A 24,985-nucleotide genomic window follows, 5' to 3' on the forward strand; every position below is an offset into this window, starting at 1 on the left:
CTGACTGCTCAGCATCCCGCGATGCTCGTCTTTCAAGTCAAGAATGGGATCTAGGGGGATTCTTTATGCTTAGCACTCGTATCGGCCTTGCCGCCATGCTGCTGGCCGCAAGCCTTCATACCGCGTCCGCGCAAACCGCCACGACGCCTGCCACCACAGCGCCCGCCGCGACGACCAATGCCAAGCCGGCTGGCAAGATCAAGCTCTCCATGCAGAAGCTGAAAGACATGAAGGCGAAATGGGCAGCCAACAAGCCAAAGCTCAAGGCCTGCCGCGCCGAGGTAAAGTCCAAGGGCCTCGCTGGCGACGACCGTTGGTTCTACATCGAAGAGTGCATGAGCAAGACCTGAGATCGGGTTCCGCCTGGCGCTTGGGTAAAGGGGCATGGCGGGCGACCGCCTGCCTCCTAAATCATTCTAGGCACGTTCTAAATTGTCTTGCATCTGGCATACCAGAGATTAGAGTTGAGTCGAATTTGGCTTGGTCAGCGGGAACTGGTTTCGCTGATCGAGTCGGGAATGAAGGCGGATCGCATTGGCGATCTGGCCTAAACTCATCGCGCATTTGAGGAGAACGCGACGTCTCCATGAGCAGCAACGACGACGTTCACAAGGTTCGCGAGTTCGAACATCCCGGCCAGGGACGGAAGCGCGCTAAATCCACGCCCAAGGGACGGCAGGTCGATCCCACCGCGTCCCATGAGATCGAGCAGCTGCTCGGCGACAAGCCGCGGCGGCGCGACCTGTTGATCGAATATCTGCATCTGATCCAGGACAAGTATCGCCAGATCTCGGCCGCGCATCTCGCCGCGCTCGCCGACGAGATGAAGCTCGCGTTCGCCGAAGTGTTCGAGACCGCAACGTTCTACGCGCATTTCGACGTGGTGAAGGAAGGCGAGCCTGACATCCCGCCGCTGACGATCCGCGTCTGCGATTCGCTGACCTGCGCGATGCTCGGGGCCGAGAAGCTGCTCGCCGATTTGCAAGACGCGTCGGGTCCCAGCATCCGCGTGGTGCGTGCGCCCTGCGTCGGCCGTTGTGACACCGCACCGGCCGCGGAAGTCGGCCACAACTTCGTCGATCACGCGACCGTCGCCAATGTCATGGCGGCCGCGAAGGCCGGCGACACCCACGCGCATCTGCCCAAATATATCGGCTACGACGCCTATGTTGCGGACGGCGGCTACAAGCTGCTCAACCGCTTGCGCTCGGGCGAACTGCCGACAGACGATCTGTTGAAGGCGCTCGATGACGCCTCGTTGCGCGGTCTCGGCGGCGCCGGCTTCCCGACGGGACGCAAATGGCGCGCAGTGCTCGGCGAGCCCGGTCCGCGGCTGATGGCGATCAACGGGGACGAGGGCGAGCCCGGCACGTTCAAGGATCGCGTCTATCTCGAAAGCGATCCGCATCGCTTCCTCGAGGGCATGCTGATCGGTGCGCATGTGGTGCAGGCCTCGGATATCTACATCTACCTGCGCGACGAATATCCGGCATCGCGCGAGATCATCGAGCGCGAGATCGCAAAGCTCCCGCCGGGCGGCCCGACGCTGCACATGCGCCGCGGCGCCGGCGCCTATATCTGCGGTGAGGAATCCTCGCTGCTAGAAAGCATCGAGGGCAAGCGCGGCCTGCCCAGGCACAAACCGCCGTACCCGTTCCAGGTCGGCCTGTTCGGCCTGCCGACGCTGATCAACAACATCGAGACGTTGTGGTGGGTGCGCGACATCGTCGAGAAGGGCGCCGACTGGTGGAAGGGCAACGGTCGCCATGAGCGGCACGGCCTGCGCAGCTTCTCGGTGTCGGGCCGCGTCAAGAACCCCGGCATGAAGCTCGCGCCTGCTGGCATCACCGTGCGCGAGCTGATCGACGAATATTGCGGCGGCATGGCCGACGGCCATCAGTTCTACGCATACCTGCCGGGCGGTGCGTCCGGCGGCATCCTGCCGGCGGCGATGGACGACATCCCGCTCGACTTCGGCACGCTTGAAAAATACGGCTGCTTCATCGGCTCGGCCGCGATCGTGATCCTGTCGCAAAAGGACAGCGTGCGCGCGGCCGCGTTGAACCTCATGAAATTCTTCGAGGACGAGAGCTGCGGCCAGTGCACGCCGTGCCGCGTCGGAACCCAGAAGGCCGTGCAGCTGATGCAGAAACCGGTCTGGAACCGCGCCCTTCTGGAAGAATTGAGCCAGGCGATGCGCGATGCTTCGATCTGCGGTCTCGGTCAGGCGGCATCGAATCCGCTGTCCACCGTGATCAAATATTTCCCTGACGAGTTCAAGGAAGCGGCCGAATGACGAAGATTACGTTCGAGCTCGACGGCAAGCAGGTCGAGGCCAACGCCGGCGAGACGATCTGGCAGGTCGCGAAACGCCAGGGCCGCGAGATTCCGCATCTGTGCTATACGCCGGCACCGGATTATCGCCCCGACGGCAATTGCCGCGCCTGCATGGTCGAGATCGAGGGCGAGCGCGTGCTTGCGGCGTCCTGCAAGCGCACGCCGTCGGTCGGCATGAAGGTGAAGACCGAGAGCGCGCGCGCGGTTTCCGCGCAAAGAATGGTCATGGAGCTGCTGGTCGCCGATCAGCCGGCGCGCGAGACTTCGCACGATCCGGAGTCCAAATTCTGGCACTGGGCCGAGGCCACCGGCGTCACCGAAAGCCGCTTCCCCGCCGCCGAGCGTTGGGCGACCGATGCCAGCCATCCGGCGATGCGCGTCAATCTCGATGCCTGCATCCAGTGCGGCCTGTGCGTGCGTGCTTGCCGCGAGGTCCAGGTCAACGACGTCATCGGCATGGCCTATCGCAACCATGGTTCGAAAATCGTCTTCGACTTCGACGATCCCATGGGCGAGTCCACTTGCGTCGCCTGCGGCGAATGCGTGCAGGCCTGTCCGACCGGGGCACTGATGCCGGCCGTAATGCTGGACGAGAAGCAGACCCGCGTCACCTATGCGGACAAGAAAGTGGATTCGCTCTGCCCGTTCTGCGGCGTCGGCTGCCAAGTGACCTATGAGGTCAAGGACGAGAAGGTGATCTATGCCGAGGGCCGCGACGGCCCGGCCAACCGCAACCGTCTTTGCGTCAAGGGCCGCTTCGGCTTCGACTACATCCACCATCCGCATCGGCTGACCAAGCCGCTGGTGCGGCTGCCGAACGCGAAGAAGGATTCCAACGACCAGGTTGATCCGGCCAATCCCTTCACGCATTTCCGCGAAGCGAGTTGGGAAGAAGCGCTCGACATCGCGGCCAAGGGCCTGGTCAAGATCCGCGACGAGAAGGGCGTGAAGGCGCTGGCCGGCTTCGGTTCGGCGAAGGGCTCCAACGAGGAGGCCTATCTGTTCCAGAAGCTGGTGCGCACCGGCTTCGGTTCAAACAATGTCGACCATTGCACGCGTCTGTGCCACGCCTCGTCGGTCGCGGCGCTGTTCGAAGGCCTGAGCTCTGGCGCGGTGTCGGCGCCATTCTCGGCGGCGATGGACGCCGAGGTGATCATCGTGATCGGCGCCAACCCGACTGTGAATCATCCCGTCGCCGCAACCTTCATCAAGAATGCGGTCAAGCAGAATGGCGCAAAGCTGATCGTCATGGACCCGCGCCGGCAGTCGCTGTCGCGCCATGCGACCAAGCATCTGCAGTTCAAGCCGGGCTCCGACGTCGCCATGCTGAACGCGATGATCCACACGATCATCACCGAGGGGCTGACCGACGACCAATACATCGCCGGCTACACTGAGGGTTTTGAGGACCTCAAGGAGAAGATCAAGGAGTTCACGCCGGAGAAGATGGAGGCGATCTGCGGCATCTCTGCGCAGACCCTGCGTGAGGTCGCGCGAACCTATGCGCGAGCGAAATCGTCGATCATCTTCTGGGGCATGGGCATCAGCCAGCATGTCCACGGCACCGACAATGCGCGCTGCCTGATTGCGCTGGCGCTGATCACCGGCCAGGTCGGCCCGCCCCGGCACCGGCCTGCATCCGCTGCGCGGTCAGAACAACGTGCAGGGTGCCTCCGACGCCGGTCTGATCCCGATGTTCCTGCCGGATTATCAGCCGGTCGATCGTGACGATCTGCGCGTGAACTTCGAGAAGGTCTGGCAGAAGGAGATCGATCCCGTTCGCGGCCTGACCGTGGTCGAGATCATGAACGCGGTCCATGCCGGCGAGATCACGGGCATGTATATCGAGGGCGAGAACCCCGCGATGTCCGATCCGGATCTGCAGCATGCGCGCGGAGCACTCGCGATGCTCGATCATCTCGTCGTGCAGGATCTCTTCGTCACGGAGACCGCTTTCCACGCCGACGTCATCCTGCCGGCCTCGGCCTTCGCGGAGAAGGACGGCTCCTTCACCAACACCGATCGCCGCGTGCAGCTGGCGCGCCAGGTGATCAAGCCGCCGGGCGATGCGCGGCAGGATCTCTGGATCATCCAGGAGATCGGCAAGCGCATGGGCCTGCCCTGGAATTACGCCGGTCCCGGCGACGTCTACACCGAGATGGCGGAGCTGATGCCGTCGCTCAAGAACATCAGCTGGGAACGGCTGGTGCGTGAAGGTGCCGTCACCTATCCGGCGGACGATCCGAACAAGCCCGGCAACGAGATCATCTTCACCACCGGCTTCCCGACCGCGAGCGGCCGCGGCAAGATCGTGCCGGCCAAGGTGATCCCGCCGGACGAGCTTCCCGACGCGGAATACCCGATGGTGCTCTCGACCGGCCGTGTGCTCGAGCATTGGCACACCGGCTCGATGACCCGCCGCGCGCAGGTGCTCGACCAGATCGAGCCCGAGGCTGTGGCCTTCATGTCGCCGAAGGACATGCACAGGAAGAAGCTCGCGCCCGGCGATTTCATTCGGCTCGAGACCCGCCGCGGCGCGGTCGAGGTCAAGGTCCGCTCGGACCGCGACGTTCCCGAGAACATGGTCTTCATGCCGTTCTGCTACGCGGAAGCGGCAGCGAATTTGTTGACCAACCCGGCGCTCGATCCGTTCGGGAAGATCCCGGAGTTCAAATTCTGCGCGGCCAGGGCCGAGCGCGCGGAAATGCGCAACGCGGCGGAGTAAAGCTCCGCCGCGTGTGCGGCGCCTCTGCGTACCCGCACCGTCATTGCAAACGTCGCGAAGTAATCCAGGACCTTTCCCCGGAATGCTCGGGATTGCTTCGTCGCTTCGCTCCTCGCAATGACGGTGCTAAACATGATCTATGTCCAAAATCACCCCAGCCACGCGCGCGCTTGAAACCGCCGGCATTGCCTTCACCGTCCACACCTACGACTACGATCCCGATGCCGAGAGCATCGGACTCCAGGCCGCATCGGCGCTCGGCGAGGACCCCGCGCGCGTCCTGAAGACGCTGATGGCGCTGGTCGACGGCAAGCCGGTCTGTGTCATCGTCCCGTCCGACCGCGAAGTCTCGATGAAGAAGCTCGCCGCGGCTGCGAGCGGCAAGTCGGCGCAAATGATGAAGCCGCTCGAAGCCGAGCGAGTCACCGGCTTCAAGGTCGGTGGCATCAGCCCGTTCGGGCAGCGGAAGCCCGTGCGCACCGTGATCGAGCAGAGTGCGCTCGTGCATGATCAGGTTTACATCAACGGTGGTCAGCGCGGATTGCAGGTGCGGCTCAAACCGGATGACGCGCGGGTCGTGTTGAAGGCGGTCGTCGCGGATGTGGTAGCCTGAGCGTCTCGCCGCTACTGCTTTTGCAAAAGCTTCAGCCGGCAGCGCAGCGCTTCGCGGATGTGTGCGCGCGCGAGCTGCTCCGACTTGTCGCCGTTGCGAGCCGCGATGGCGTCGATGATGGCCTGGTGCTCGCCATGGCTGGTCGAGGGCCGGCCCGACACGGTGAAGGTGGTGGGACCGAGCAATGCGATCCAGTCCTGCAATTCGCCTGACGCGTTGTCGAGATAGCGGTTGCGCGCTGCGCGGCAGATCGCCTCGTGGAACGCGCGGTTCAGCCTTGCCATTTCTCCTGCCATCTCGGCGGCGTCGGCCGCGGACGCTTGGACAAAAGCCTGTTCGATATCCCTGAGCGCGTCGACCTCGGTCGCTGAGGCGTGCTCCGCGGCCAGGCGCGCGGCGGCGCCTTCCATGATCTCGCGCATGGCATAGAGTTCGAGCACCTCGGAGATGTCGAGGTTGCGCACGATGAGGCCGCGGCCGCCGGCGGGTTCGACGAACCCGCGCGCCGCGAGCCGGCCCAGAGCCTCCCGCACCGGCGTGCGGCTGACCTTCAGCCGCTTGGCGACCTCCTCTTCGCGCAGCCGGTCGCCGGCGCGGTAGCTGCCGGCCTGCAGCGCCTCGCAGAGCGAGCGGAACACCGCTTCGCCCAGCGCGACACCGCCGCCGCGCGCGATCGATCCGCCTGCCTTTGCCGGGCGTCTGGCCATGTTTTCCCTCGCGGCGCATCCTGCCCATGCAGAGATGCCGCTTGCAACGCTGATGTATATCTTTGTATACAAAGGTACGCAATGGCGGCCGGGATTGACCGAGGCGGCCGGCGGGCAGAATGTCTCTAACTTCGTCGGCATCGGGCAGACGGCATGAGCAGTAAATACGACGTGCTGGTGATCGGCGGCGGCAATGCGGCGCTGTGTGCGGCGATCAGCGCCCGGCGTGGCGGCGCCTCCGTCCTCGTGCTGGAGGGCGCGCCAAAGTTCTATCGCGGCGGCAACACCCGCCATACCCGCAACATGCGCTGCGCCCATGACGCCGCCACCGACATCCTGACCGGCCCCTACACCGAGGAAGAGTTCTGGGAGGATCTGCTGCGCGTCACCGGCGGGCAAACCGACGAGGTGCTCGCCCGTCACATGATCCGGGAATCCAAGGACATTTTGAACTGGATCGTGGAGCAGGGCGTGCGCTGGCAGCCCTCGCTTGGCGGCACGCTGAGCCTCGGCCGCACCAACTCCTTCTTCCTCGGTGGCGGCCGCGCGATGCTCAACGCGCTCTATCTCACTGCCGAGCGGCTCGGCGTCGAGGTCGAATACGACGCCGAGGTCACCGACCTCATGATCGAGGACGGCATGTTTCTCGCCGCGCGCCTCAAGCGGCCGATCGATGGCGAGACCGAGATCCGCGCGACGGCGCTGGTCGCCGCGGCCGGCGGGTTCGAGGCCAACATCGAATGGCTGAAGCAATATTGGGGCGAGGCCGCCGACAATTTCCTGATCCGCGGCACGCCCTATAATCGCGGTTCGATCCTGAAGATGCTGCTCGACAAGGGCGTGCAGGAGGTCGGCGACCCCACGCAGTGCCATGCGGTCGCGATCGACGCCCGCGCGCCGAAGTTCGACGGCGGCATCATCACGCGTCACGACTCGGTCGTATTCGGCATCGTCGTCAACAAGCACGCCCAGCGTTTCTACGACGAGGGCGAGGACATCTGGCCGAAGCGCTACGCGATCTGGGGCCGGCTGGTCGCGGCGCAGCCGGACCAGATCGCCTACATCATCTTCGATTCGACCGTCGTCACCTCGTTCATGCCGACACTGTTCCCGCCGATCGCCGGGCAGACCGTGGCTGAGCTCGCCGGCAAGCTCGAGCTCGATCCAGCTGCGCTGGACAAGACCATCACGGAGTTCAATGCCGCGGTGCGGCCCGGCATCTTCGACCATACTGTTCTGGACGATTGCCGCACCGAAGGCATCACACCGCAGAAGACGCATTGGGCGCGGCGGATCGAGACGCCGCCTTATCTCGCTTATCCGGTGCGGCCCGGCATAACCTTCACCTATCTCGGCACGCGCGTGACCAGGGAGGCGCGGATGCTGATGGCTGACGGCAAGCCGTCGGCCAACATGTTCGCAGCCGGTGAGATCATGGCCGGCAACGTGCTCGGCAAGGGCTATGCCGCCGGCATGGGCATGACCATCGGCAGTGTGTTCGGGCGGGTCGCAGGACGGGAAGCGGCGAAACATGCACGGAACTAGAATTCTCGACGAAGCCGACCGTCTGATGACGGTCTGCAATTCCTGCCGCTACTGCGAGGGACTGTGCGCGGTATTTCCCGCCATGGAAATGCGCCGTGCCTTCTCCGACGGCGACCTCAATTATCTCGCCAATCTCTGCCATTCCTGCGGCGCCTGCTACGTCGACTGCCAGTTCTCGCCGCCGCATGAATTCAACGTCAACGTCCCGCAGACGCTGGCGATCGCGCGCGCCGAATCCTATGCCGCCTATGCCTGGCCACAGGCGCTGTCCGGTGCGTTCGCGCGCAACGGCCTCGTCATCAGTGTCATCGCCGCGCTCAGCATGGCCGCCTTCATTCTCGGCTTCGCCGTCCTGAACGACCGCAGCGTGCTGTTCGGCGTGCACACCGGTCCCGGCGCGTTCTACAGACTGATGCCGCACAATGCGATGGCCGCATTATTCAGCGCCGCCTTCCTCTATGCGATCCTCGCGCTGGTCATGAGCGTGCGTGCGTTCTGGCGCGACATCGGCACGCCGATCGGCGGCCGTGCCGATGGGGGCTCGATCTTCCAGGCGATCCGCGATGCGGGCGAGCTGCGCTATCTCCACGGCGGCGGCGTCGGCTGCTATAACGAGGACGAGAAGCCGACCGACCGGCGCAAACTGTATCATCACCTGACTTTCTACGGTTTCCTGCTCTGCTTCGCCGCGACCTCGGTCGCCACGCTGTATCACTATCTGCTCGGCCGCGAGGCGCCGTATCCGTGGTGGGATCTGCCGGTGGTGCTCGGCACGCTCGGTGGCATCGGTCTCATCATCGGGCCGATCGGCCTGTTCGCGGCCAAGATGCGGCGCGATCCGGCGTTGCTCGACAAGAGCCGCTACGGCATGGATGTCGGCTTCATCGCCATGTTGTTCCTGACCGGCTTTACCGGCATGCTGCTTCTGCTCCTGCGCGAGACCTCCGCCATGGGGCCGCTCCTTGCGCTGCATTTGGGCGCGGTATTCGCGCTGTTCATCACGATGCCCTATGGCAAGTTCGTGCACGGCATCTATCGCTTTGCGGCACTGGTGCGCTATGCGCAGGAGCGGCGCAGCGAAGCCGGCTCTTGAGATTCAGATGGTGCGGAAGCGGCCGTCGCGCAGGAAGGCAATGGTCTGTTCGATCGCAGCGGCGTGACGCGGAAGCCCGGCATGGGACGCCTTGACGACGACATGGTCGGCCATTCCGGCCACCATCGCGCTTTGCACTGAGACCCGTCCGTCATTCGGCTTCGGCAGAACGAAGAGACCTGCGGCGGGATCGATGAAGCGGCTTCCCGCGATCACGCCGACGGGATAGTCCACAGCGGGCAGGGCGTCAGACCCGGTCGCAGCCGTGGTGGTGAGCTCGAGCCCGGCGGGGCCGTAGAATGCGCGGTAGAGCCGAGATCCACGCAGGAGATCGGCGACTTCGCTACCGCCGTTTGGCGTACCCAGCATTACCACGCCCGCAAGCTGGTCCGGCCGGTACTTTGCGATATAGGCACGCGTCACCAGACCACCCATCCGAATGCGCGACGAAATGCAGCGGCGCATGACGTTCGGCGAAGCGGGCGACCTCCGGGTGGATATCGTCCGCGAGCGCTGTGATCGGTTTGCGGCGGCTGGCGTAGTCGATGTTCAGCGTCGCGAACCCGGTCGTCTGGAGCGCCCGTTCAAGTCGTTTCAGGGATGCCGAGGTTCGCGCGATGCCGTGAAGCAGAACCACTCCCGGGCACCGCGCCTCGCCTGATTGAGGCGCCTCGTGCATCTCTCTACGCCACCTCGCGCTCCGGCGCGGATGCCTGCTCGCGGGCCATCGTCGTTGCGGTGACGTAGTCGGTCTTGCCGGTGCCGAGCAGCGGCACTTTGTCGACCACCAAGATCGCCGCGGGAACGGTCAGCTCGGACGCGCCGATCGTCTTTGCCTGACCCAGCATCGCGCTACGCTCGGCACCCTTCTCCGTCGTTAGCAGCACGATGCGCTCGCCCTTGCGCGGATCCGGGATCGACACGGCAACCGATGCGGCCTGCGGCCACAGCGTCGTCGCGATGCTCTCGACCGCTGACAGCGAGACCATTTCGCCCGCGATCTTGGCAAAGCGCTTGGCGCGGCCCTTGATGGTGATGAAGCCGGCGGCGTCGATCGCCACGATGTCGCCGGTGTCGTGCCAGCCCTCGGCGAGCGGTTCGAGCACGCCGGGATTTTCGGCCCGCAAGTATCCAAGCATCACGTTCGGTCCGCGCACCGAGAGGCGTCCACCTTCCTCGATGCCGGGGACTGGCTCGAGGCGGCTTTCCATCAGCGGCGACAGGCGGCCGACGGTGCCGGGGCGATTGGCCATCGGCGTGTTCATCGCCAGCACCGGCGCGGTCTCGGTGACTCCATAGCCTTCGAGGATGCGGATGCCGTAGCGCTCCATGAACACCTGGCGTGTCCGATCCTTGACCGCTTCGGCGCCGGCGATCACCAGGCGCAGCGTACGGAAGTCGTAGGCATGCGCCGAGCGCGCGTAGCCGGTGAGGAACGTGTCGGTGCCGAACAGGATCGTGGCGCCGGTCTGGTAGATCAGCTCGGGCACGATCCGATAGTGCAGCGGCGAGGGGTACATGTAGATCGGAATGCCCGCGAGCAGCGGCATCATCATTCCGCCGGTCAGTCCGAAGGAGTGGAACACCGGCAGCACGTTGAACACCTTGTCATTGGCGTTGGCATCGACCCGCGCCAGCGCCTGCGCGGCGTTGGCAAGAATATTGCGGTGGGACAGCACCACGCCCTTGGGGGTGCCTTCCGAGCCCGATGTGAACAGCACGACGGCTGGATCATTCGCCTGGCGCGTGACGCGCGGCGCGGTGCCGGCGAGCAGGCCCTTGATCTTGTCGGCCGTGCCGATCGAGGCGCGGACATCCTCGAGATAGACGACGCGGACTTGCGCGGAGATCGCCGCCATCAGCTTGTCGAGCTTGCCCTTCTCGATGAAGACCTTCGACGTCAGCACCGTCTTGACCTGCGCGGCCTTCATGGCGGCGAGCACGTTGACCGGGCCCGCGGAGAAGTTGAGCATCGCCGGCACCCGGCCGATGTTTTGCAGCGCCATGAAGACGACGGCGACGCCTGCGGAATTCGGCAGCAGCACGCCGACATTCTCACCGACGGCGGTGCCGCTCTCCAGCTTCCGACTCAAGACCTGCGCGCCCAGGATCAGCTTGCGATAGGTCAGCTTGGTGCCGAGCGCGTCTTCGACGATGACCTTGCCGGTGTCGCGGTCGCGATAGGCGTGCCCAAGCGCTTCGAACAGCGTGTGACCGAGCATGGCGTTCTTCACCATGGCGTCAATCATCACGTCCTGAAGCGCTGCGCCCGCAGCGTTGCGGCGCGCCTTGCCCTTCAGCGACGGATCGACCGGAAGCTTGACCGGCGGCAGGATGGTGACGGTCACCCGCGGAAACCACGAGCGCTTGATCTGGCTGCCGTTGAGATAGCTGAGATGCGAGCGTTGCGCGCCTTCGATGCGGATCGGGACGACGACCGCATCGGCCTTGTCCGCGATCATCGCGGTGCCGTCGTAGACCTTCATCAGCGACCCGGAGACGGTGATGCGTCCCTCCGGGAAAATCACGACCGGCTCGCCGGCGGCGACAAGCCTGATCAGGTCGCGCGCGGCCAGCGGCTTGCTGGGGTCCATGGTGTAGTGCTTGACCACGCGCAGGAACGGCTTGGCCCACCAGGCCTTGGAGATGCCGGTATCGACCGCGAAGCTCGCGTCGATCGGCAGCACGGCGTGCAGCAGCGGGCCGTCGATCAGGCTGACATGGTTGGGCGCGATCAGCATGCGCGTGCCGGCGGGCGGCAGATTCTCGAGCCCACGGACTTCCGTGCGGAACAGTGCGCGGAACAGCAGCCCACCGAAATCGCGCACGCCTTCCTTGCCCCACTTCGTCAGCACGAACCAGACTGCGCCGAAGCTTGCGATGCCGAGGCCGAAGAAGATCCAGCCGACATGCAATCCGGCCGCCTGCAGCAGCGCGACGAACAGCGAGCCCGCTACCATGAAAGCGGCCTGCAGCACATTGCCGGCGGCGATGATGCGGGCACGCTCGGACGGTGCCGACCAGGCCTGGACGGCAGCGAAGGACGGCACGACGAACAACCCGCCGCCGAATGCGAAGGCGACGAAGTCGATCAACATGCGCAGGCCGGCGAACGACGTCGCGAAGTCGACCGCGGCGATGTCCTGACCCTTGCTGGTCGCGCCGATCGCCCAGGCGAGATCGAGGCCGGCAAACCCCATGATGATGGCGCCGATCGGCACCAGCGCGAGGTTCGGGCGAACGTGGCTCAGGCTAGCGGCGAACAGCGAGCCGATGGCAATGCCGATTGCGAAGACCGCGAGACACAGCGTTACCACGCCCTCGGTGCCACCGACGACGTCCTTGACCAGCGCCGGCAGCAGCGAGAGCACGATGGCGCCCACCAGCCAGAACCAGGAGACGATCACGGTGCCGTCCCACAGCCGGTGGTCGGCGTGCAGCGTCTTCAACAGGCCGAGCGTCGAGGTCCAGGGATTGGCGTTGACGGACAGATCGGGTGCAGACGGCGTTGTTGCCGGAATGCGGGAGGCGACGGCCCAGGACAGCAGGGCCAGCACGACCACGGCCGATGCGACCCAGCCCATATGCGCGGAGCCGGCCACGAACTGGCCGCCGGTGACGGTGCCGAGCAGGATGGCCATGAAGGTCGCGCCTTCGACCAGCGCGTTGCCGGTCGCGAGCTCGCCGAGCGCGAGCTGGTCCGGCAGCATCGAATATTTCACGGGGCCGAACAGGGCGGCGATGACGCCAAACAGTGCGAGCGCTGCGAACAGCAGCGGCACCGAATGCAGCAAGAAGCCGGCGGCGGCAAAGCCCGCGGCGAAGATCTCGGCGAATTTGAGCCGCCTCGCGACGACGGATTTGACGTATTTGTCGGCGAGCTGCCCGCCGAGCCCGGACAGGATGAAATAGGGGAAGATGAAGACGGCGCCTGCGACCGTCACCAGCGCATCTCCGTGGCCGGTCGCGACACTGTAAAGCAGGATGATGACGAGTGCGTTCTTGAGCACGTTGTCATTCAGCGCCGAGAAGAATTGCGCCCAGAACAGGGGCGCAAAGCGGCGTGACGACATCAAATCCCTGATCATGATTAGTCCTGTTTTGGAAACGCTGTCTGAGGTTGTTTCATTGTCGGTTGGGCATCGGGACCGAAGGAGACGCGACGGGCAATTGCGGGTTGTCGACGATCGTCCCGGCCTGCGCCTTGGCCTTCCGATCCTGTTGGTCTCCGCGTGGTGACGTTTGGTTCGCAAATGGTTTGGTCGCGGCCCTATCAAGCTCCGGCAGGGAGGCGTGCCGGCTGCGCCCGCCTCAGGTGAGGTGGGCGAGACGGCGAAAGGGCGAGAAGCGGCCGAGCAGGCTGAAGCGCCGGCCCTCATCACGGGCACGGGCGCGGTTGGCGCGCCACATCCGGAAGGTTGCGCGGCGCTCGGTCAGGACGCCGGCGATGTCGCAGGCATTTGCGATGCGATCGATCGGCGCCATCGCGAACCGCAGGAGCGCGCGGGCAAATCCGGTCACGAGAGCCGTGGCGTCATCGACGAAGGTGGAGGCGATATCAACAGCGAGGGTTTGCATTTTGCAGGTCTCCGGTTTAAAGTGAACATTGTTCAAATGAGTATCCTGAAAATGAACAATGTTCAAGACGAATCGCTACGAGATCAAAAAAAAAGTCGCCGACGGTTTCAGATCCTGGAGATCGCCCGTCGTATTATTGCGACTAAGGGTTTGAGATCGCTAAAGGTTCGGGATGTTGCCGAAGCCGCCGGCTGCTCAATCGGAAGCGTCTATAACGAGTTCGGCGACTTCGACGGGGTCATTTTGACCGTGAATCGGGAGACCGTTCAGGCGCTGACCGTACGCCTTGGCGGAGTTCCGGCCGCAGATCCCGTTCGCCAGCTCTATGGGCTTGCCGCGACCTATCTCGAGTTCTTCGCGGAGCACGCCAACCTGCTGCGCGCGCTGTTCGAGCATCGGATGGAGGACGATCGTCCTTACCCCGATGACATCCTTCAGCTGGTGATGGACGCGTTCGCGCTGATGCATCCACCCTTGGTGCGGCTGCTTCCGAATGCAGACGACGTGCAGATCGCGTTGCTGTCACGCACCCTGTTTTCCGCCGTGCACGGGATCATCTCGCTTGGCCTGGAAGAGCGCATGGTGGCCGTGCCGCCGCAGATGCTGCGCCAGCAGGTCGAACAGTTCCTCGACGCACATCTCGCCGGTCTCGGGATTTTGCCCGTACGCTGACGGGCGCCGTCGTCACGCGCGCGCAGCTTCGCGTTGTCGCGAGGCTACGAGGACGACGTCCGGCCGCACGCTGTCGACCTGAACCCGGTTGCGTCCCTTCTCCTTGGCGCGGTAGCAGGCCGCATCCGCGTGCCGCATCGCGCCTTCGAGCGTGGTGCAGCGATCGGCAATACAGGTCACGCCGATGCTCGCGGTTACCGCGAAGCAACGATCGTCCCAGGTGAAGCTGAACAATTCGAGCGATCGTCGCAGCCTTTCGGCGATATCGACGGCGCCAGAAGGCGAGCATTGCGGCAAGATCAGGCCGAATTCATCGCCGCCGAGCCGCGCCACCAGATCGTGCGGCCGCCGTTCCTGCTGCAACAGTTGTGCGACCTGGCAGAGCAGGCGGTCGCCCGCGAGATGGCCGCAGCTGTCGTTGACGTTCTTGAACTGGTCGAGGTCGAGCAGGATCAGGCCGAGCGAACCTGTCGCGATGTTGTCGAGCTCGCTTTGCAGGCGCGCCTCGAAGGCGCGGCGGTTGGACAAGCCGGTCAGCCAGTCGTGTGATGCCTGCCAGGCCAGGCGCTCCTTCTCGGCATGCAAGGCATCCTCGAACGCCTGTCGTTGCAGCACCAATCGCCGCGTGTGCCAGATCAGGAGCAGGATCAACGTCAAGGCGGTGACGATATTGACGCAAGTCAGCGTCATCTTGATGGCGCGGGAGCCTTCGCCGAGGACGGTGGAGAACCGGTTGGCGTGCACCGTGAACTGAGCGTTGAGCTCCGAGAGCCGCGACGACAATAATTGCAGGCGGTTGCCGTCCTGAACGGGCCCGTTCTCCAGTTCTGACCGGATGACCTCGCCGAACACGTTCAGCTCCAGCAGCATGGGGTCGGTGGCGGCCCACTCGCGGATCGCTTCCTTGAGAAAGCTGACCTGTTTGAAGTAGCGGAACAGCCAGATCAATCCCGGCACGTCATCGGGATCGTTGTCGCCTTGCAGAAAGCCGATGCGGGCGACCTCGACGTCGACCGGATCGCGCTCGAGCGCCCAGCGTGCGAACTCGTCGCCGATGGGAACAGCCAGCGAGGTCTGGTATTGCGCGAACTGGCTGGCATCTCCCGAATGCAGATAGAGATTGAGGAAGTAGACGGCGTTTTTCTGCGAGCGCGACCACATCGCCTCGCCCGCGACGTAAGCGCGGACCGAGGACATCACCTCCAGGCTGAATCCGGCGATCGCCGCCTGCAGCACGACGACCATGACGAAAGGCGAGACGAGCTTGATGACATGAAGGAAACTGCGTCCCTTCGTCGACGTCGTTGTTCTGCGAAACACTTTGCGTTCCCCAAGTCACTCGACGACCCCAGCGGAGTGATCCGCTCATAACGCGGATTACGCGTGAGCGGTTCTAAACTCGACTTGAAAATGCCGGGAGACTGTGTCGCAGAGTGAAGACGTTGTGAAACGGATGTTCGCAGATCGTTGCAAATGCCGTCGAACCGGAACTGACGCGGCATCGACGAGCCGATGTCTTGCATTCGACTTGCGCGGTTTACTCGATCGAGAGAGTTTGCTCTGGCGCTACACCAACACCGGCTTGCGTACCCGACCGGCGTCGCCGAAAACCCGCAAATAACGCTCGATCTCCGAGGGCAGGCCGGTCGCTTTCTCGGGATTGTCAGAGAGCTTGACGGCCGGATGTCCGTCGACCGACGACACCTTGCAGACCAGGGAGATCGGATCGAGATTGAACGAGCCGTCCGGCGGGCAGCCGACGAAATCGTTGGTGAGGTTGGTGCCCCAGCCGAAGGAGAGCCGCACGCGGCCGGTGAAGTGATGATAGGTCTCCTCGATCGAGCCGACGTCCATGGCGTCGGAGAACACGAGCAACTTGTCCCTGGGATTGCGGCCCTTCTTCTCCCACCAGGCGACGATCTCCTCGCCGGCCTCGATCGGCGGCGCACTGTCGGGGCGGAAGCCGGTCCAGTCGGCGACCCATTCCGGCGCATCGCGCAGGAAGGCCTTGGTGCCGAAGGCGTCGGGCAGAGCGATCAGGAGGTTGCCGCCATAGGTCTGGCGCCACTGGTCGAGGATGCGATAGGGCGCCCAGCGCAATTCCTCGTCGTCCTTGGCGAGCCCGGCGGCGACCATCGGCAGCTCATGGGCGTTGGTGCCGATGGCTTCGAGATCATTGTCCATCGCGAGCAGGACGTTGGATGTGCCGATGAAGGACGGGCCCAGGCCTTCCTTCACCGCCTCCACGCACCAGCGCTGCCAGAGGAATCCGTGGCGACGGCGGGTGCCGAAATCGGAGAGCCGGAGGTTCTCCAGCTTGCGCAGCCGCTCCACCTTGGTCCACAGCTTGGCCTTGGCGCGGGCATAGAGCACGTCGAGCTCGAAGCGGCCGCGGCCCTTGATCGCCGCGCGCGAGCGCAATTCGTTGAGGATGGCGAGCGCGGGAATCTCCCACATCGTGGTGTGGCTCCACGGCCCGTGGAAATGCAGCTCGTACTGGCCTTCGACCTTGCGCAGCTCGTATTCGGGCAGCCGGAATTCGGCCAGCCAGCGGATGAAGTCCGCCGAGAACATGTGGGTCTTGCCGTAGAAGGTGTTACCGGCAAGCCAGATCAACTCTTTCTTGGTGAAGCGGATGGTGCGGGCGTGGTCGAGCTGGGCGCGCAGCTCGCCCTCGTCGATGATCTCGGCGAGCCGGACATGGCGCGAACGGTTGATGACCGAGAATGTTACCTTCTGAGTCGGGTAAGATTCCCGAATCATTTGTAACATCAACAGCTTGTAGAAATCGGTATCGAGCAGGCTGCGGATGATGGGATCCAGCCGCCAGCTGTGATTGTAGGTCCGGCTCGCAATGTCGGTCACTGTCATGGGGGAATTCTAGCGTGGCTGCGGCGACGCAACCAGTGGATTTGGGGAGGGGCAGGCCACCGCCCGGCACCGGTCGCGGGGCAGCCGCAGGGCGGGTCAAGTCGGGGGAAATAGTCCCTGGTCCAGCGCAGTAGCGCCGGTGCCTTTGGCTGACGCCGCTACTTCCCTTCTAACGTATTGACCGGCGTCCACTCGTTCGGCGGTGGATTTGCCGCGAGCCTTCTGGCGCGTTTCGCGAACAGCGCTGATGCCAGATCGCTCGCTGCCGCGTCCTCGAACGCCTCGACTGCCTTCGCAAAGTCGCGCACCCGCCAACACGCGAGCCCTTCCGCATACGCCGTCGCCGCCTTAGTCTGATCGACGCTCTCCGCGCCACTATCGGCCAGCGGCTCGAATACCTTGATCGCCTCACCGCGCCCTAACACCCTGATCGCATCGAGCTCGCGCCAGGCGAAGCTGTCGCCGGTCTGCGTGACCGTCGCTTCCGAGACCATGATCGCGGTGCCGTAATATTTGTTGGCGCCTTCGAGTCGCGAGGCGACGTTCACGGTGTCGCTCATCACAGTGTAGTTGAAGCGGCGGCGGGAGCCGATATTGCCGACCACGGCTTCACCACTGTTGAGCCCGATGCGATGCGACAGGCCGCGGCCGGCGAAGGCGGCACTGCAGGCGTTGAGCTCTGCCAGCTTTTCGTGGCATTTCAGCGCGGCGTGGACGGCGTTGCGCGCGTGCGCGGGATCGTCGGCTGGCGCACCGAACATCGCGACGATGGAATCGCCGATATATTTGTCGACATAGCCGCGGTGGCTTTCGATGATGTCGGTCATGGCGGAGAGATATTCGTTCATCAGCGTCACCAGCTCGCCCGGCGTCATCGTCTCGGCGATGGAGGAGAAGCCGCTGAGGTCGGAGAAGAACATGGTGACGTTGCGCATCTCGCCGCCGAGTGCCGGCATCTTGCCGGAGGTCACCATGGTGTCGATCACTTCAGGGGCGAGATAGAACGCAAAGCTCTTGCGCAGGAAACGCTCGTCACGATCGGCCAGCACGAAACGGTAGCCGACCATCATCGCGAGCGCGGCAAGGCTCGCGAGTGCTGGCTCCGTCAAGGGCAGCGCCAGCGCGTGAACGAACGCGCCGACGGTCACGGCGGCATAAGCGGCGGTGAGAATGATCCAGGCGATCACGGCGCCACCCGGTGCGAGCATGCAGGCCGCGCAGGCGATGATCGCTGCGAAGGCGATCGTGAGAATGGTCCGCGCTGGAAAGCCCAGTTCTGTCACGGCATCGTGCTCGATCAGATTGCGGGCGGCGGTGGCATGCACGAAGACACCGGCGACGTCGCTGCGGGCCTTTTGTGCGGTGCTTGCCGGGGCGGGCAGGGCGCATCGTGGCCCGGGCGTTCCGTCATATCCGCCGGACAGTCGCATCGAGGTGAGCTTGCGGTCCTCGAAATTCAGGGCGGTGCCGAGCAGCACGACCTTGCCGTCGAAGGCGCGGCGGAAGAAATCGCGGTCGCCTTTTTCGACGCAGGCGCGCAGATCGGCGAAGGAGAAGGTCGGAACATCGCGGCCCAGCCCGCGAAAATTGAGCGTCAGTGTATTCGGAACCGCGCTCGGAATTGCATAACCGGACAATTCGGTCGTCCCGGACGGTGCAATCCCGGGCTTTCCGCCGAGCGCGCGCGCGGCGAGCTCGACCGCCATCGTGGCGACCGGCTTGCTGTCGATGGAAAAGCTCAACGGCATCCGCCGGATCACGTCGTCGGTGTCGGTGTGGACGTTGAGGGCGCGGATATTGTTTCTCACCGCCAATTGCTGCGCGCGGTCGGGCCTTTCCTGATGTTCGTTGCTCAGGATCTCGCCGAGCACCAGTTTTCCGTTGTCGGAGAGTTGCCGCAGCGCGATCAGGTAGTCCCGGTCAAACCCCCTCATGCGCGTGCCGAGCGGCGCGTCGCCGAACGGGATTTCCGATTGCTCGATCGAGCTCGGAAAGATCACGTCGAAGCCGATCACCTTGGCGCCGCCGTCGGAGATGCTCCCAAGCACCCGGCCGATCTCGCGCGTCCAGGTCTGCGTCGGTGAGCCCTTGAACGGCGGCGTGTCGTAGGTCTCACCGTCGATCGCCACGACCACGACCGGCGACGTCGCGGGATCGCGGTGGTCGCCGACGAGCTTGCCGCGCAGCGCCGTGAGGATGTCGAGTGAAAGGCCTTGCAGCGTACCAAGCGGCGGGGACGTGAAGACCGCGCCCGCAACGAGCGCGATCAGGATCGCTGCAACGATGTCCCGCCTGCCGATCCGCCGCATCGCCCCGTCGCAGGCCGTCTATTCGAGTCGCAGCAGGCGGCCGACGATCGGTGTCGACGACGACGTGGCGCCGGCATCGACCTGGAAGGCGTAGCGCTTGGCGCCGAGAATGGCGAGATAGCTGCCGCCCGGGGTCAGCGACTTTCCGGCCTTGGCGAAGTCGTAGAATTTTCCGCCGATCATGTTGTCATTCCTCAGCGGGATGCTGATCGTGGGCTCCTTGCCGTCGGTGCGTTCGATCACCAGCGTGCTGCCGCTCTTGGCCTGCACCAGCGGCGCGACGCCGTAGAGCGTCGGCAGCTTGGCCGGCGCGCCCTTGGCGTCCGAGCGCATGGTGCGGAAGGTCGTAGCCGCACTTTGGTTCGCCTCGCGCTCGGACAGTTTGGCCGCATTGATATCGCAGGGTACTTTTTCCCGCTTGACCTCGCCGAGCTGCACGGTGCTCTGCTCGGCGCCGACTAGGACGACGCCTTCGCTGATGGTCTCGCGCTGGCAGGATTTGAGATAGCTGAGCGTAATGCTCGCCTTCGGCCCGAGCTTGATGATCTTGCCTGGCGCGACATAGTCCATGAACGCGATGCCATCGACCTTGCCTTGCACGTCCTCGACGATGGCGGCGGGGGTCTCCGCCAGGGCGGGGGCGGCAAGACAGAACGCGCCGACAAATGCGCCGATCAGGCTTTTCATGGGAATTCTCATTCGCTTCGACCGATGGATGACCGGTCCCATCCTGGGCCGATGCTTAGCAGCGCCGCGCCCAGGCAAATGTGACCAGAATCACTCTTAGATATTGGTGCCACTTTAGCAGGAACCGGTTCAAATCGGCGACCGGAGAAAGCAGAGCCCAGGCAAGCTGTTGGCCGGATGGATGATGTCAGGCGGCCGGGACCGCCCCAAGCGAACGGTCTTCGACCGGATGGCTCTCCGCCGCAGCCTCTATAATGGGAGCCAGCGTGGCCTCGGTCTTCTGATACGGCGTCGTCTGCTGACCGGCGGCGATCGCCACGACCTCGTCCCAGCGCGACAGGAAGGCCCCGACACAGGCCGGGTCGAACTGCCGGCCCTGGTTCTCGACCAGATAGTTGCGCGCCACGTCCAGCGGCATCGGCTCTTTATATGGCCGCCGCGTCGTCAGGGCGTCGAAGACGTCGGCGACCGCGACCACGCGCGCGGCGACGGGAATCTCGTCCGCCCTGAGGCCGTTCGGATAGCCCGCGCCGTCCCAGCGCTCATGATGACCTGCGGCAATTTGCGCACCGAGCTGGATCAGCTCGCAGCTGGAGTCGGCCAGGATTTTCTCGCCGATCGTCGCGTGGGTGCGGATCACCGCCATCTCCTGGTCGGTCAGCTTGCCGGGCTTGAGCAGGATGTTGTCGGGAATGGCGACCTTGCCGACATCGTGCAGCGGCGCGGCCAGATAAATGTCGCGGCAGAGCCGGGCGGGCAGGCCGAGCTGCTCGGCGATGATGCGGCTGTAGCGGGCGACCCGCAACGTGTGCTCGCCGGTGTCGTTGTCGCGGTACTCGACTGCAAGCGCGAGCCGCAGGATGATCTCCTCCTCGCGCTCGCCGAGCTTTCGTGTTGCCGCGGCGACTTCGCTGGCCAGATGCGCGGCACGATCGCTGAGCTTGCGTCCGGCTGCACCAAGCTGAATCAAATTCCGCAGGCGCACCGTCATTTCGACGCTCTGCGGCTGCTTGGGCAGGAAATCGGTCGCGCCGGCCTGCAGCGCTTCCATCTTGATGTCATCGGTCTGTCGCGAAGTGATCATCGCGATCGGGATGTCGGAGCAGCCGGGCAGGGTGCGGAAGGTGCGGATGAAGCTGATGCCGTCCATATGCGGCATCTCGTAGTCGACCAGCACGAGGTCGAAGACGCGCTCCCGCGCGCAAACCAGCGCGTCCACGGGATCGAGGAAGGTGGTGGCCTCGACCAGACCTTCGGCCTCGATGTGATGTTTCAGGAAGTTGAGGACGGAGCGGCTGTCATCAACCAGGAGCGCTTGGGTCAGCATCGGCGGCCGGGGCTCGTGCGGATGGCGGGGCGTGACTTCTACACATAGGCTCTGCGATTTAACGTGAAGCAAACGCCAGAACGGCGACGAACTGCCTTGAGACTGCGCGGGACGCATGAGATTTGGCCGCGCCATGCACGTCTGCATGCATACGCGAAGTTCTTCGGATTGTGACCCGTAGTTGTACGGACACCCTCATTAGGAGTTTGAATACTCTCCGTTGCGAATAGTTGTCGCGCGGGATTCTCGCCATGCGTGCGGCGAATCCTGAGGAAATTTGGGGGACGAATGTCGTCTGATGTCACGGAGCCGAAATGGTCCCTTCGGCTGCCAGCTGATTGCAGCATCGCTGGGATCCGCAACGTCTATGACCTCATTCGCGAGGCGTTCGGCCGCCAGGAGCGGCTCGAGATCGACTGCTCGAGCGTCGACAAGGCCGATGTGACCTCGATCCAGCTTCTGCTGTCCACCGCCAAGACCGGTGAGGCCCCAGGGCCGGCCTGTGGTCCTGACCTCCTTCTCCCAGTCTCTGCGCAACACCCTTCGTCGCGCCGGCTTCGCCAGCGACGCGATGATCGATCAGCACTTCCCGCAAAAGAAAGATGGCGCCTAATGGCCACGATTCTCACGGTCGACGATTCCCCCAGCATCAGGCAGATGATCAAGGTCGTGCTCGAGCCGGCCGGTCATAACGTGATCGAGGCCGGCGACGGCGCGCAAGGGCTCGCCAAGGCCCAGGCCGGCAAGCTCGACCTCGTCATCACCGACCTCAATATGCCCGTCATGAACGGGTTGGAGCTGATCCGGGCGCTCCGCAAGCTTCCGAGCGCGGTCGGCATGCCTATCGTGTTCCTGACGACCGAATCCAACGACACGGTGAAGCAGGAAGCCAAGAGCGCCGGCGCCACCGGCTGGATCACCAAGCCCTTCAAGCCCGAGCAGTTGCTCGCCGTCGTCGGCAAGCTGGTGCGTGCATGAGCGCGATGGACCCGACCGAGGTCTTTCGTCAGGAAGCCAGCGAGCTCTTCGAAGTTCTTGAGGGGGCCCTGCTCGATCTCGGCCTGCGTCCTGACGATCGCGAGCTGGTCGATTCCGCCTTCCGCGCCCTGCATACGATCAAGGGTTCGGGCGCCATGTTCGGCTTCGACAAGGTCGCCTCCTTCACCCACGAATTCGAGACCGCGTTCGACCGCGTCCGCAAAGGCGAGATCAAGCCGACGCAAGACCTGATCTCGCTCGCGCTCGCCGCCAAGGACTACATCCGTGCGCTGATCGAGGACCCGCAGTCGACCGACGACGTCATCGGCGAAGCCATTCTCGACGATCTCGAGCGCTACGTGTTTCCCGACCAGGCTGCCACTGCGGCCGCTGAGATCATCGAGGCGCCGCTGGCACCGGCCGAGAGCAAGCAGGCCGGCTGGCATCTTTATCTGGAATTCGAATCCCACGTCCTGCGCAACGGCTCCAATCCACTCGACCTGCTGGAAGACCTCTGCAAGCTCGGCCCCTGCTTCGTCGTGCCTGTGACCGACGGCATTCCGTTCCTCGACGAGATGGAGCCGGAAGATTGCTATCTGAAGTGGGACGTCAAGCTGCACGCGGCCTGCGACAAGGACGCGATCGACGACGTCTTCATGTTTGTCTCGGACGAGATGAAGCTGACGCTCTCGCCGCTGGAGCAAGTCGAGGCGCCCGCGCCGATGCCGCTGTTCCAGCTACTCGACGAGGAGCCGGCAGAGGTGGCCGAAATGCCTGCGCCGGTGGTCGAGGCTGCTGCGCCCGTCGCCGCGCCGCCCGCCGCAACGACGGAACCCAAATCTGAATCGAAGCCGGAGCCGAAGTCCGAGGCCAAGCGCGACGATCGCGGCATCGCCACCGTCCGCGTTCAGGCCGAGCGTCTCGACGAACTGATGGACCGGGTTGGCGAGCTCGTCATCGCCCAGGCACGGTTGACCCAGCTCGCCGCTTCCGGCTCGGACCTCTCGATCAAGATGATCGCTGAGGAAATCGAACGCCTGGCCTCTTCCTTGCGCGACACCACGATGGGCGCGCGCATGGTGCCGATCGGCTCGCTGTTTGGCCGCTTCCGCCGCCTGATCCATGACCTGTCGCGCGATCTCTCAAAGCCAGTCGAGTTCGTCACCACGGGCGAGGATACCGAGCTCGACAAGACCATGATCGAGTGCCTTGCCGATCCCTTGGTGCATTTGATCCGCAACGCCATCGATCACGGCATCGAGGACACAGTCACCCGCTCGGCCAACGGCAAGACCGAGCAGGGCCGGATCGAGCTCGCCGCCGTTCATTCCGGCGCGCAGGTGCTCGTCACCGTGAAGGACAATGGCGGCGGCCTCAACACCGCGCGCATCCGTGCGAAAGCGGAAGAGCAGGGGCTGATCGCTTCCGGCGCTGTGCTGACCGATCACGAAATCCATCAGTTCCTGTTCCATCCAGGCTTTTCGACCGCGCAGACCATCTCGGCGCTGTCCGGCCGCGGTGTCGGCATGGACGTGGTCAAGCGCACCATCGAGAACATGCGCGGCACGATCGATTTGTCCACCAGGCCGGGCCAAGGCACCACCGTGACGCTGCGCCTGCCGCTGACGCTTGCGATCATCGAAGGTCTTTTGATCCGCGTCGGCGAAGGCCGCTACATCATTCCGCTGTCGGCGGTTGAGGAATGCATCGAGCTGACGGCCGAGGACGAGCGTTCACGCGGCCGCGACTTCCTCAATGTGCGCGGCAATCTCGTGCCCTTCCTCAGGCTGCGCGAGATCATGACCGCCTCGGGCATGCCCGATCGGCACCAGAAGACGATCATCATCTCGACCGGCGAGACTCACGTCGGTCTTGTCGCGGACCAGATCATCGGCAACCACCAGACCGTGATCAAATCGCTCTCCAAGCTGCATTCCGACGTCACGATCTTCTCGGGCGCGACGATCTTGGGTGACGGTACGGCGGCGCTGATCCTCGACGTCGCGCAGCTCGTCGCGCTGGCGCAATCGAAGGTCGAGAAGCATATCAGCGAGGCGGCGTGATGGACGAGACGCATACGGGCGAACATCAGGTCGACGCGATGCAGGTTGTGATGATCGGTCTCGGCGAGGAAAAGTTCGCGCTCGACGCAGGCCTCGTGCGCGAGATCATCGATCCCGTGCCCGTGACCAAGGTGGCAGGCGCGAGGGCCTTCGTTCCCAGCGTGATCAATGTTCGCGGCAACGTCATCCCACTGGCGGACCTGCGCATCCGCTTCGGCATGCCGCAGCCGGAGGATTCGGCCGACACGCGCATCGTCGTGATCGAGCTGGAGCTAGATGGCGAGCCGGTACTGGTCGGCGTCACCGCCGACAAGGTCTACGAGGTCACGGAGATTTCGCAGACCGACGTGCAGCAGACACCGCGCGTCGGCATGCACTGGAAGCCGGAGTTCATTCGCTTCATCGCCAAATGGCGTGAAGAGTTCGTCATCGTTCCGAACATGGAACGCATTCTGAATTGAGAAGTCTCGGGCGAGACTG

At 64.2% G+C, this 24,985-nt stretch carries 18 protein-coding genes and 3 pseudogenes; 13 read left to right on the forward strand and 8 right to left on the reverse strand.

What is annotated here, in order from left to right:
- Positions 1–65 precede the first annotated feature (65 nt).
- From ACVWW3_RS38925 to ybaK, 4 genes and pseudogenes are all read left to right on the forward strand, one after another.
- Positions 66–350 (forward strand): hypothetical protein, encoded by a 285-nt coding sequence (locus ACVWW3_RS38925; protein ID WP_456651197.1) that lies wholly within the window; start codon positions 66–68, stop codon positions 348–350.
- A gap of 236 nt (positions 351–586) precedes the next feature.
- Positions 587–2,296 carry an NADH-ubiquinone oxidoreductase-F iron-sulfur binding region domain-containing protein gene (locus tag ACVWW3_RS38930; protein ID WP_456651196.1) on the forward strand — a complete coding sequence of 570 codons (1,710 nt, stop codon included), beginning with the start codon at positions 587–589 and terminating at the stop codon, positions 2,294–2,296.
- A pseudogene (fdhF, locus tag ACVWW3_RS38935) lies at positions 2,293–5,062 on the forward strand (formate dehydrogenase subunit alpha). Before ACVWW3_RS38930 ends, fdhF begins: the two are co-directional and overlap by 4 nt.
- 139 nt (positions 5,063–5,201) lie before the next feature.
- Entirely contained in the window at positions 5,202–5,675 is a 474-nt protein-coding gene (gene ybaK, locus ACVWW3_RS38940; RefSeq protein WP_456651194.1) for a Cys-tRNA(Pro) deacylase, read from the forward strand.
- 11 nt (positions 5,676–5,686) lie between these two features.
- On the opposite strand, the gene ACVWW3_RS38945 is transcribed toward ybaK, so the two are convergent.
- Positions 5,687–6,382, reverse strand: a complete 696-nt coding sequence (locus ACVWW3_RS38945) for a GntR family transcriptional regulator (RefSeq protein ID WP_456651193.1) — start codon at positions 6,380–6,382, stop codon at positions 5,687–5,689.
- On the opposite strand from ACVWW3_RS38945, the gene ACVWW3_RS38950 reads away from it, so the two are divergent.
- The 3 genes from ACVWW3_RS38950 to tcuB are packed head-to-tail and all read left to right on the forward strand — an operon-like array spanning position 6,381 to position 9,020.
- Positions 6,381–6,539 carry a hypothetical protein gene (locus tag ACVWW3_RS38950; RefSeq protein ID WP_247441071.1) on the forward strand — a complete coding sequence of 53 codons (159 nt, stop codon included), beginning with the start codon at positions 6,381–6,383 and terminating at the stop codon, positions 6,537–6,539. The genes ACVWW3_RS38945 and ACVWW3_RS38950 overlap by 2 nt on opposite strands.
- The gene (gene tcuA, locus ACVWW3_RS38955; RefSeq protein ID WP_456651192.1) at positions 6,536–7,927 is read left to right on the forward strand and encodes an FAD-dependent tricarballylate dehydrogenase TcuA; all 1,392 of its coding nucleotides are present in this window, start codon (positions 6,536–6,538) and stop codon (positions 7,925–7,927) included. The genes ACVWW3_RS38950 and tcuA overlap by 4 nt, the downstream gene beginning before the upstream one ends.
- Entirely contained in the window at positions 7,914–9,020 is a 1,107-nt protein-coding gene (gene tcuB / locus ACVWW3_RS38960) for a tricarballylate utilization 4Fe-4S protein TcuB (protein WP_456651191.1), read from the forward strand. Before tcuA ends, tcuB begins: the two co-directional genes overlap by 14 nt.
- A gap of 3 nt (positions 9,021–9,023) precedes the next feature.
- Here tcuB and ACVWW3_RS38965 read toward each other — a convergent pair.
- A pseudogene (locus tag ACVWW3_RS38965) lies at positions 9,024–9,567 on the reverse strand (esterase/lipase family protein).
- Here ACVWW3_RS38965 and ACVWW3_RS38970 point away from each other — a divergent pair.
- Positions 9,460–9,681, forward strand: a complete 222-nt coding sequence (locus ACVWW3_RS38970; RefSeq protein WP_456672477.1) for a hypothetical protein — start codon at positions 9,460–9,462, stop codon at positions 9,679–9,681. The pseudogene ACVWW3_RS38965 and the gene ACVWW3_RS38970 overlap by 108 nt on opposite strands.
- A 22-nt stretch (positions 9,682–9,703) precedes the next feature.
- Here the strand turns inward: ACVWW3_RS38970 and ACVWW3_RS38975 are convergent, their stop codons facing one another.
- Entirely contained in the window at positions 9,704–13,108 is a 3,405-nt protein-coding gene (locus ACVWW3_RS38975) for an acyl-[ACP]--phospholipid O-acyltransferase (protein WP_456651189.1), read from the reverse strand.
- Positions 13,109–13,649: 541 nt separating this feature from the next.
- Here ACVWW3_RS38975 and ACVWW3_RS38980 point away from each other — a divergent pair.
- Positions 13,650–14,270: a TetR/AcrR family transcriptional regulator gene (locus ACVWW3_RS38980; RefSeq protein WP_456652085.1), complete on the forward strand. Its 621-nt coding sequence runs from the start codon at positions 13,650–13,652 to the stop codon at positions 14,268–14,270.
- Between the two features lie 12 nt (positions 14,271–14,282).
- On the opposite strand, the gene ACVWW3_RS38985 is transcribed toward ACVWW3_RS38980, so the two are convergent.
- The 5 genes from ACVWW3_RS38985 to ACVWW3_RS39005 form a co-directional block, all read right to left on the reverse strand.
- Complete coding sequence (locus ACVWW3_RS38985; protein ID WP_456651188.1) at positions 14,283–15,590, reverse strand: GGDEF domain-containing protein; 1,308 nt, start codon at positions 15,588–15,590, stop codon at positions 14,283–14,285.
- A gap of 246 nt (positions 15,591–15,836) precedes the next feature.
- On the reverse strand, positions 15,837–17,141 hold the full coding sequence (gene pncB / locus ACVWW3_RS38990; protein WP_247441063.1) for a nicotinate phosphoribosyltransferase: 1,305 nt from the start codon (positions 17,139–17,141) through the stop codon (positions 15,837–15,839).
- Positions 17,142–17,299: 158 nt separating this feature from the next.
- Positions 17,300–19,450 carry a CHASE2 domain-containing protein gene (locus ACVWW3_RS38995; RefSeq protein ID WP_456651187.1) on the reverse strand — a complete coding sequence of 717 codons (2,151 nt, stop codon included), beginning with the start codon at positions 19,448–19,450 and terminating at the stop codon, positions 17,300–17,302.
- 18 nt (positions 19,451–19,468) lie between these two features.
- A complete protein-coding gene (locus tag ACVWW3_RS39000; protein WP_456651186.1) occupies positions 19,469–20,137 on the reverse strand; it encodes a hypothetical protein in 669 nt (222 codons plus the stop codon).
- A 187-nt stretch (positions 20,138–20,324) separates the two neighbouring features.
- A complete protein-coding gene (locus tag ACVWW3_RS39005; RefSeq protein ID WP_456651185.1) occupies positions 20,325–21,464 on the reverse strand; it encodes a response regulator in 1,140 nt (379 codons plus the stop codon).
- A gap of 288 nt (positions 21,465–21,752) precedes the next feature.
- On the opposite strand from ACVWW3_RS39005, the pseudogene ACVWW3_RS39010 reads away from it, so the two are divergent.
- The 4 genes and pseudogenes from ACVWW3_RS39010 to ACVWW3_RS39025 all read left to right on the forward strand — a co-directional run bounded on the left by ACVWW3_RS39010 (position 21,753) and on the right by ACVWW3_RS39025 (position 24,966).
- A pseudogene (locus ACVWW3_RS39010) lies at positions 21,753–22,077 on the forward strand (STAS domain-containing protein).
- Positions 22,077–22,442 carry a response regulator gene (locus ACVWW3_RS39015; protein WP_008142319.1) on the forward strand — a complete coding sequence of 122 codons (366 nt, stop codon included), beginning with the start codon at positions 22,077–22,079 and terminating at the stop codon, positions 22,440–22,442. Before ACVWW3_RS39010 ends, ACVWW3_RS39015 begins: the two are co-directional and overlap by 1 nt.
- Positions 22,439–24,505 carry a chemotaxis protein CheA gene (locus ACVWW3_RS39020; protein ID WP_456651184.1) on the forward strand — a complete coding sequence of 689 codons (2,067 nt, stop codon included), beginning with the start codon at positions 22,439–22,441 and terminating at the stop codon, positions 24,503–24,505. Before ACVWW3_RS39015 ends, ACVWW3_RS39020 begins: the two co-directional genes overlap by 4 nt.
- Complete coding sequence (locus tag ACVWW3_RS39025) at positions 24,505–24,966, forward strand: chemotaxis protein CheW (RefSeq protein WP_354068793.1); 462 nt, start codon at positions 24,505–24,507, stop codon at positions 24,964–24,966. The genes ACVWW3_RS39020 and ACVWW3_RS39025 overlap by 1 nt, the downstream gene beginning before the upstream one ends.
- The last annotated feature ends 19 nt before the right edge of the window (positions 24,967–24,985 follow it).

It is taken from the genome of Bradyrhizobium sp. LM2.9, from assembly GCF_054056555.1.

Coding starts and splice junctions, on each gene's coding strand:
- ACVWW3_RS38995 (WP_456651187.1), bottom strand. CDS start 19,450: ATGCGGCGGATCGGCAGGCGGGACATCGTTGCAGCGATCCTGATCGCG.
- tcuA (WP_456651192.1), top strand. CDS start 6,536: ATGAGCAGTAAATACGACGTGCTGGTGATCGGCGGCGGCAATGCGGCG.
- ybaK (WP_456651194.1), top strand. CDS start 5,202: ATGTCCAAAATCACCCCAGCCACGCGCGCGCTTGAAACCGCCGGCATT.
- ACVWW3_RS38945 (WP_456651193.1), bottom strand. CDS start 6,382: ATGGCCAGACGCCCGGCAAAGGCAGGCGGATCGATCGCGCGCGGCGGC.
- ACVWW3_RS38975 (WP_456651189.1), bottom strand. CDS start 13,108: ATGATCAGGGATTTGATGTCGTCACGCCGCTTTGCGCCCCTGTTCTGG.
- ACVWW3_RS39000 (WP_456651186.1), bottom strand. CDS start 20,137: ATGAAAAGCCTGATCGGCGCATTTGTCGGCGCGTTCTGTCTTGCCGCC.
- pncB (WP_247441063.1), bottom strand. CDS start 17,141: ATGACAGTGACCGACATTGCGAGCCGGACCTACAATCACAGCTGGCGG.
- ACVWW3_RS38980 (WP_456652085.1), top strand. CDS start 13,650: ATGAACAATGTTCAAGACGAATCGCTACGAGATCAAAAAAAAAGTCGC.
- ACVWW3_RS38970 (WP_456672477.1), top strand. CDS start 9,460: ATGCGCGACGAAATGCAGCGGCGCATGACGTTCGGCGAAGCGGGCGAC.
- ACVWW3_RS38930 (WP_456651196.1), top strand. CDS start 587: ATGAGCAGCAACGACGACGTTCACAAGGTTCGCGAGTTCGAACATCCC.
- ACVWW3_RS39015 (WP_008142319.1), top strand. CDS start 22,077: ATGGCCACGATTCTCACGGTCGACGATTCCCCCAGCATCAGGCAGATG.
- ACVWW3_RS39005 (WP_456651185.1), bottom strand. CDS start 21,464: ATGCTGACCCAAGCGCTCCTGGTTGATGACAGCCGCTCCGTCCTCAAC.
- ACVWW3_RS39020 (WP_456651184.1), top strand. CDS start 22,439: ATGAGCGCGATGGACCCGACCGAGGTCTTTCGTCAGGAAGCCAGCGAG.
- ACVWW3_RS38950 (WP_247441071.1), top strand. CDS start 6,381: ATGTTTTCCCTCGCGGCGCATCCTGCCCATGCAGAGATGCCGCTTGCA.
- tcuB (WP_456651191.1), top strand. CDS start 7,914: ATGCACGGAACTAGAATTCTCGACGAAGCCGACCGTCTGATGACGGTC.
- ACVWW3_RS39025 (WP_354068793.1), top strand. CDS start 24,505: ATGGACGAGACGCATACGGGCGAACATCAGGTCGACGCGATGCAGGTT.
- ACVWW3_RS38925 (WP_456651197.1), top strand. CDS start 66: ATGCTTAGCACTCGTATCGGCCTTGCCGCCATGCTGCTGGCCGCAAGC.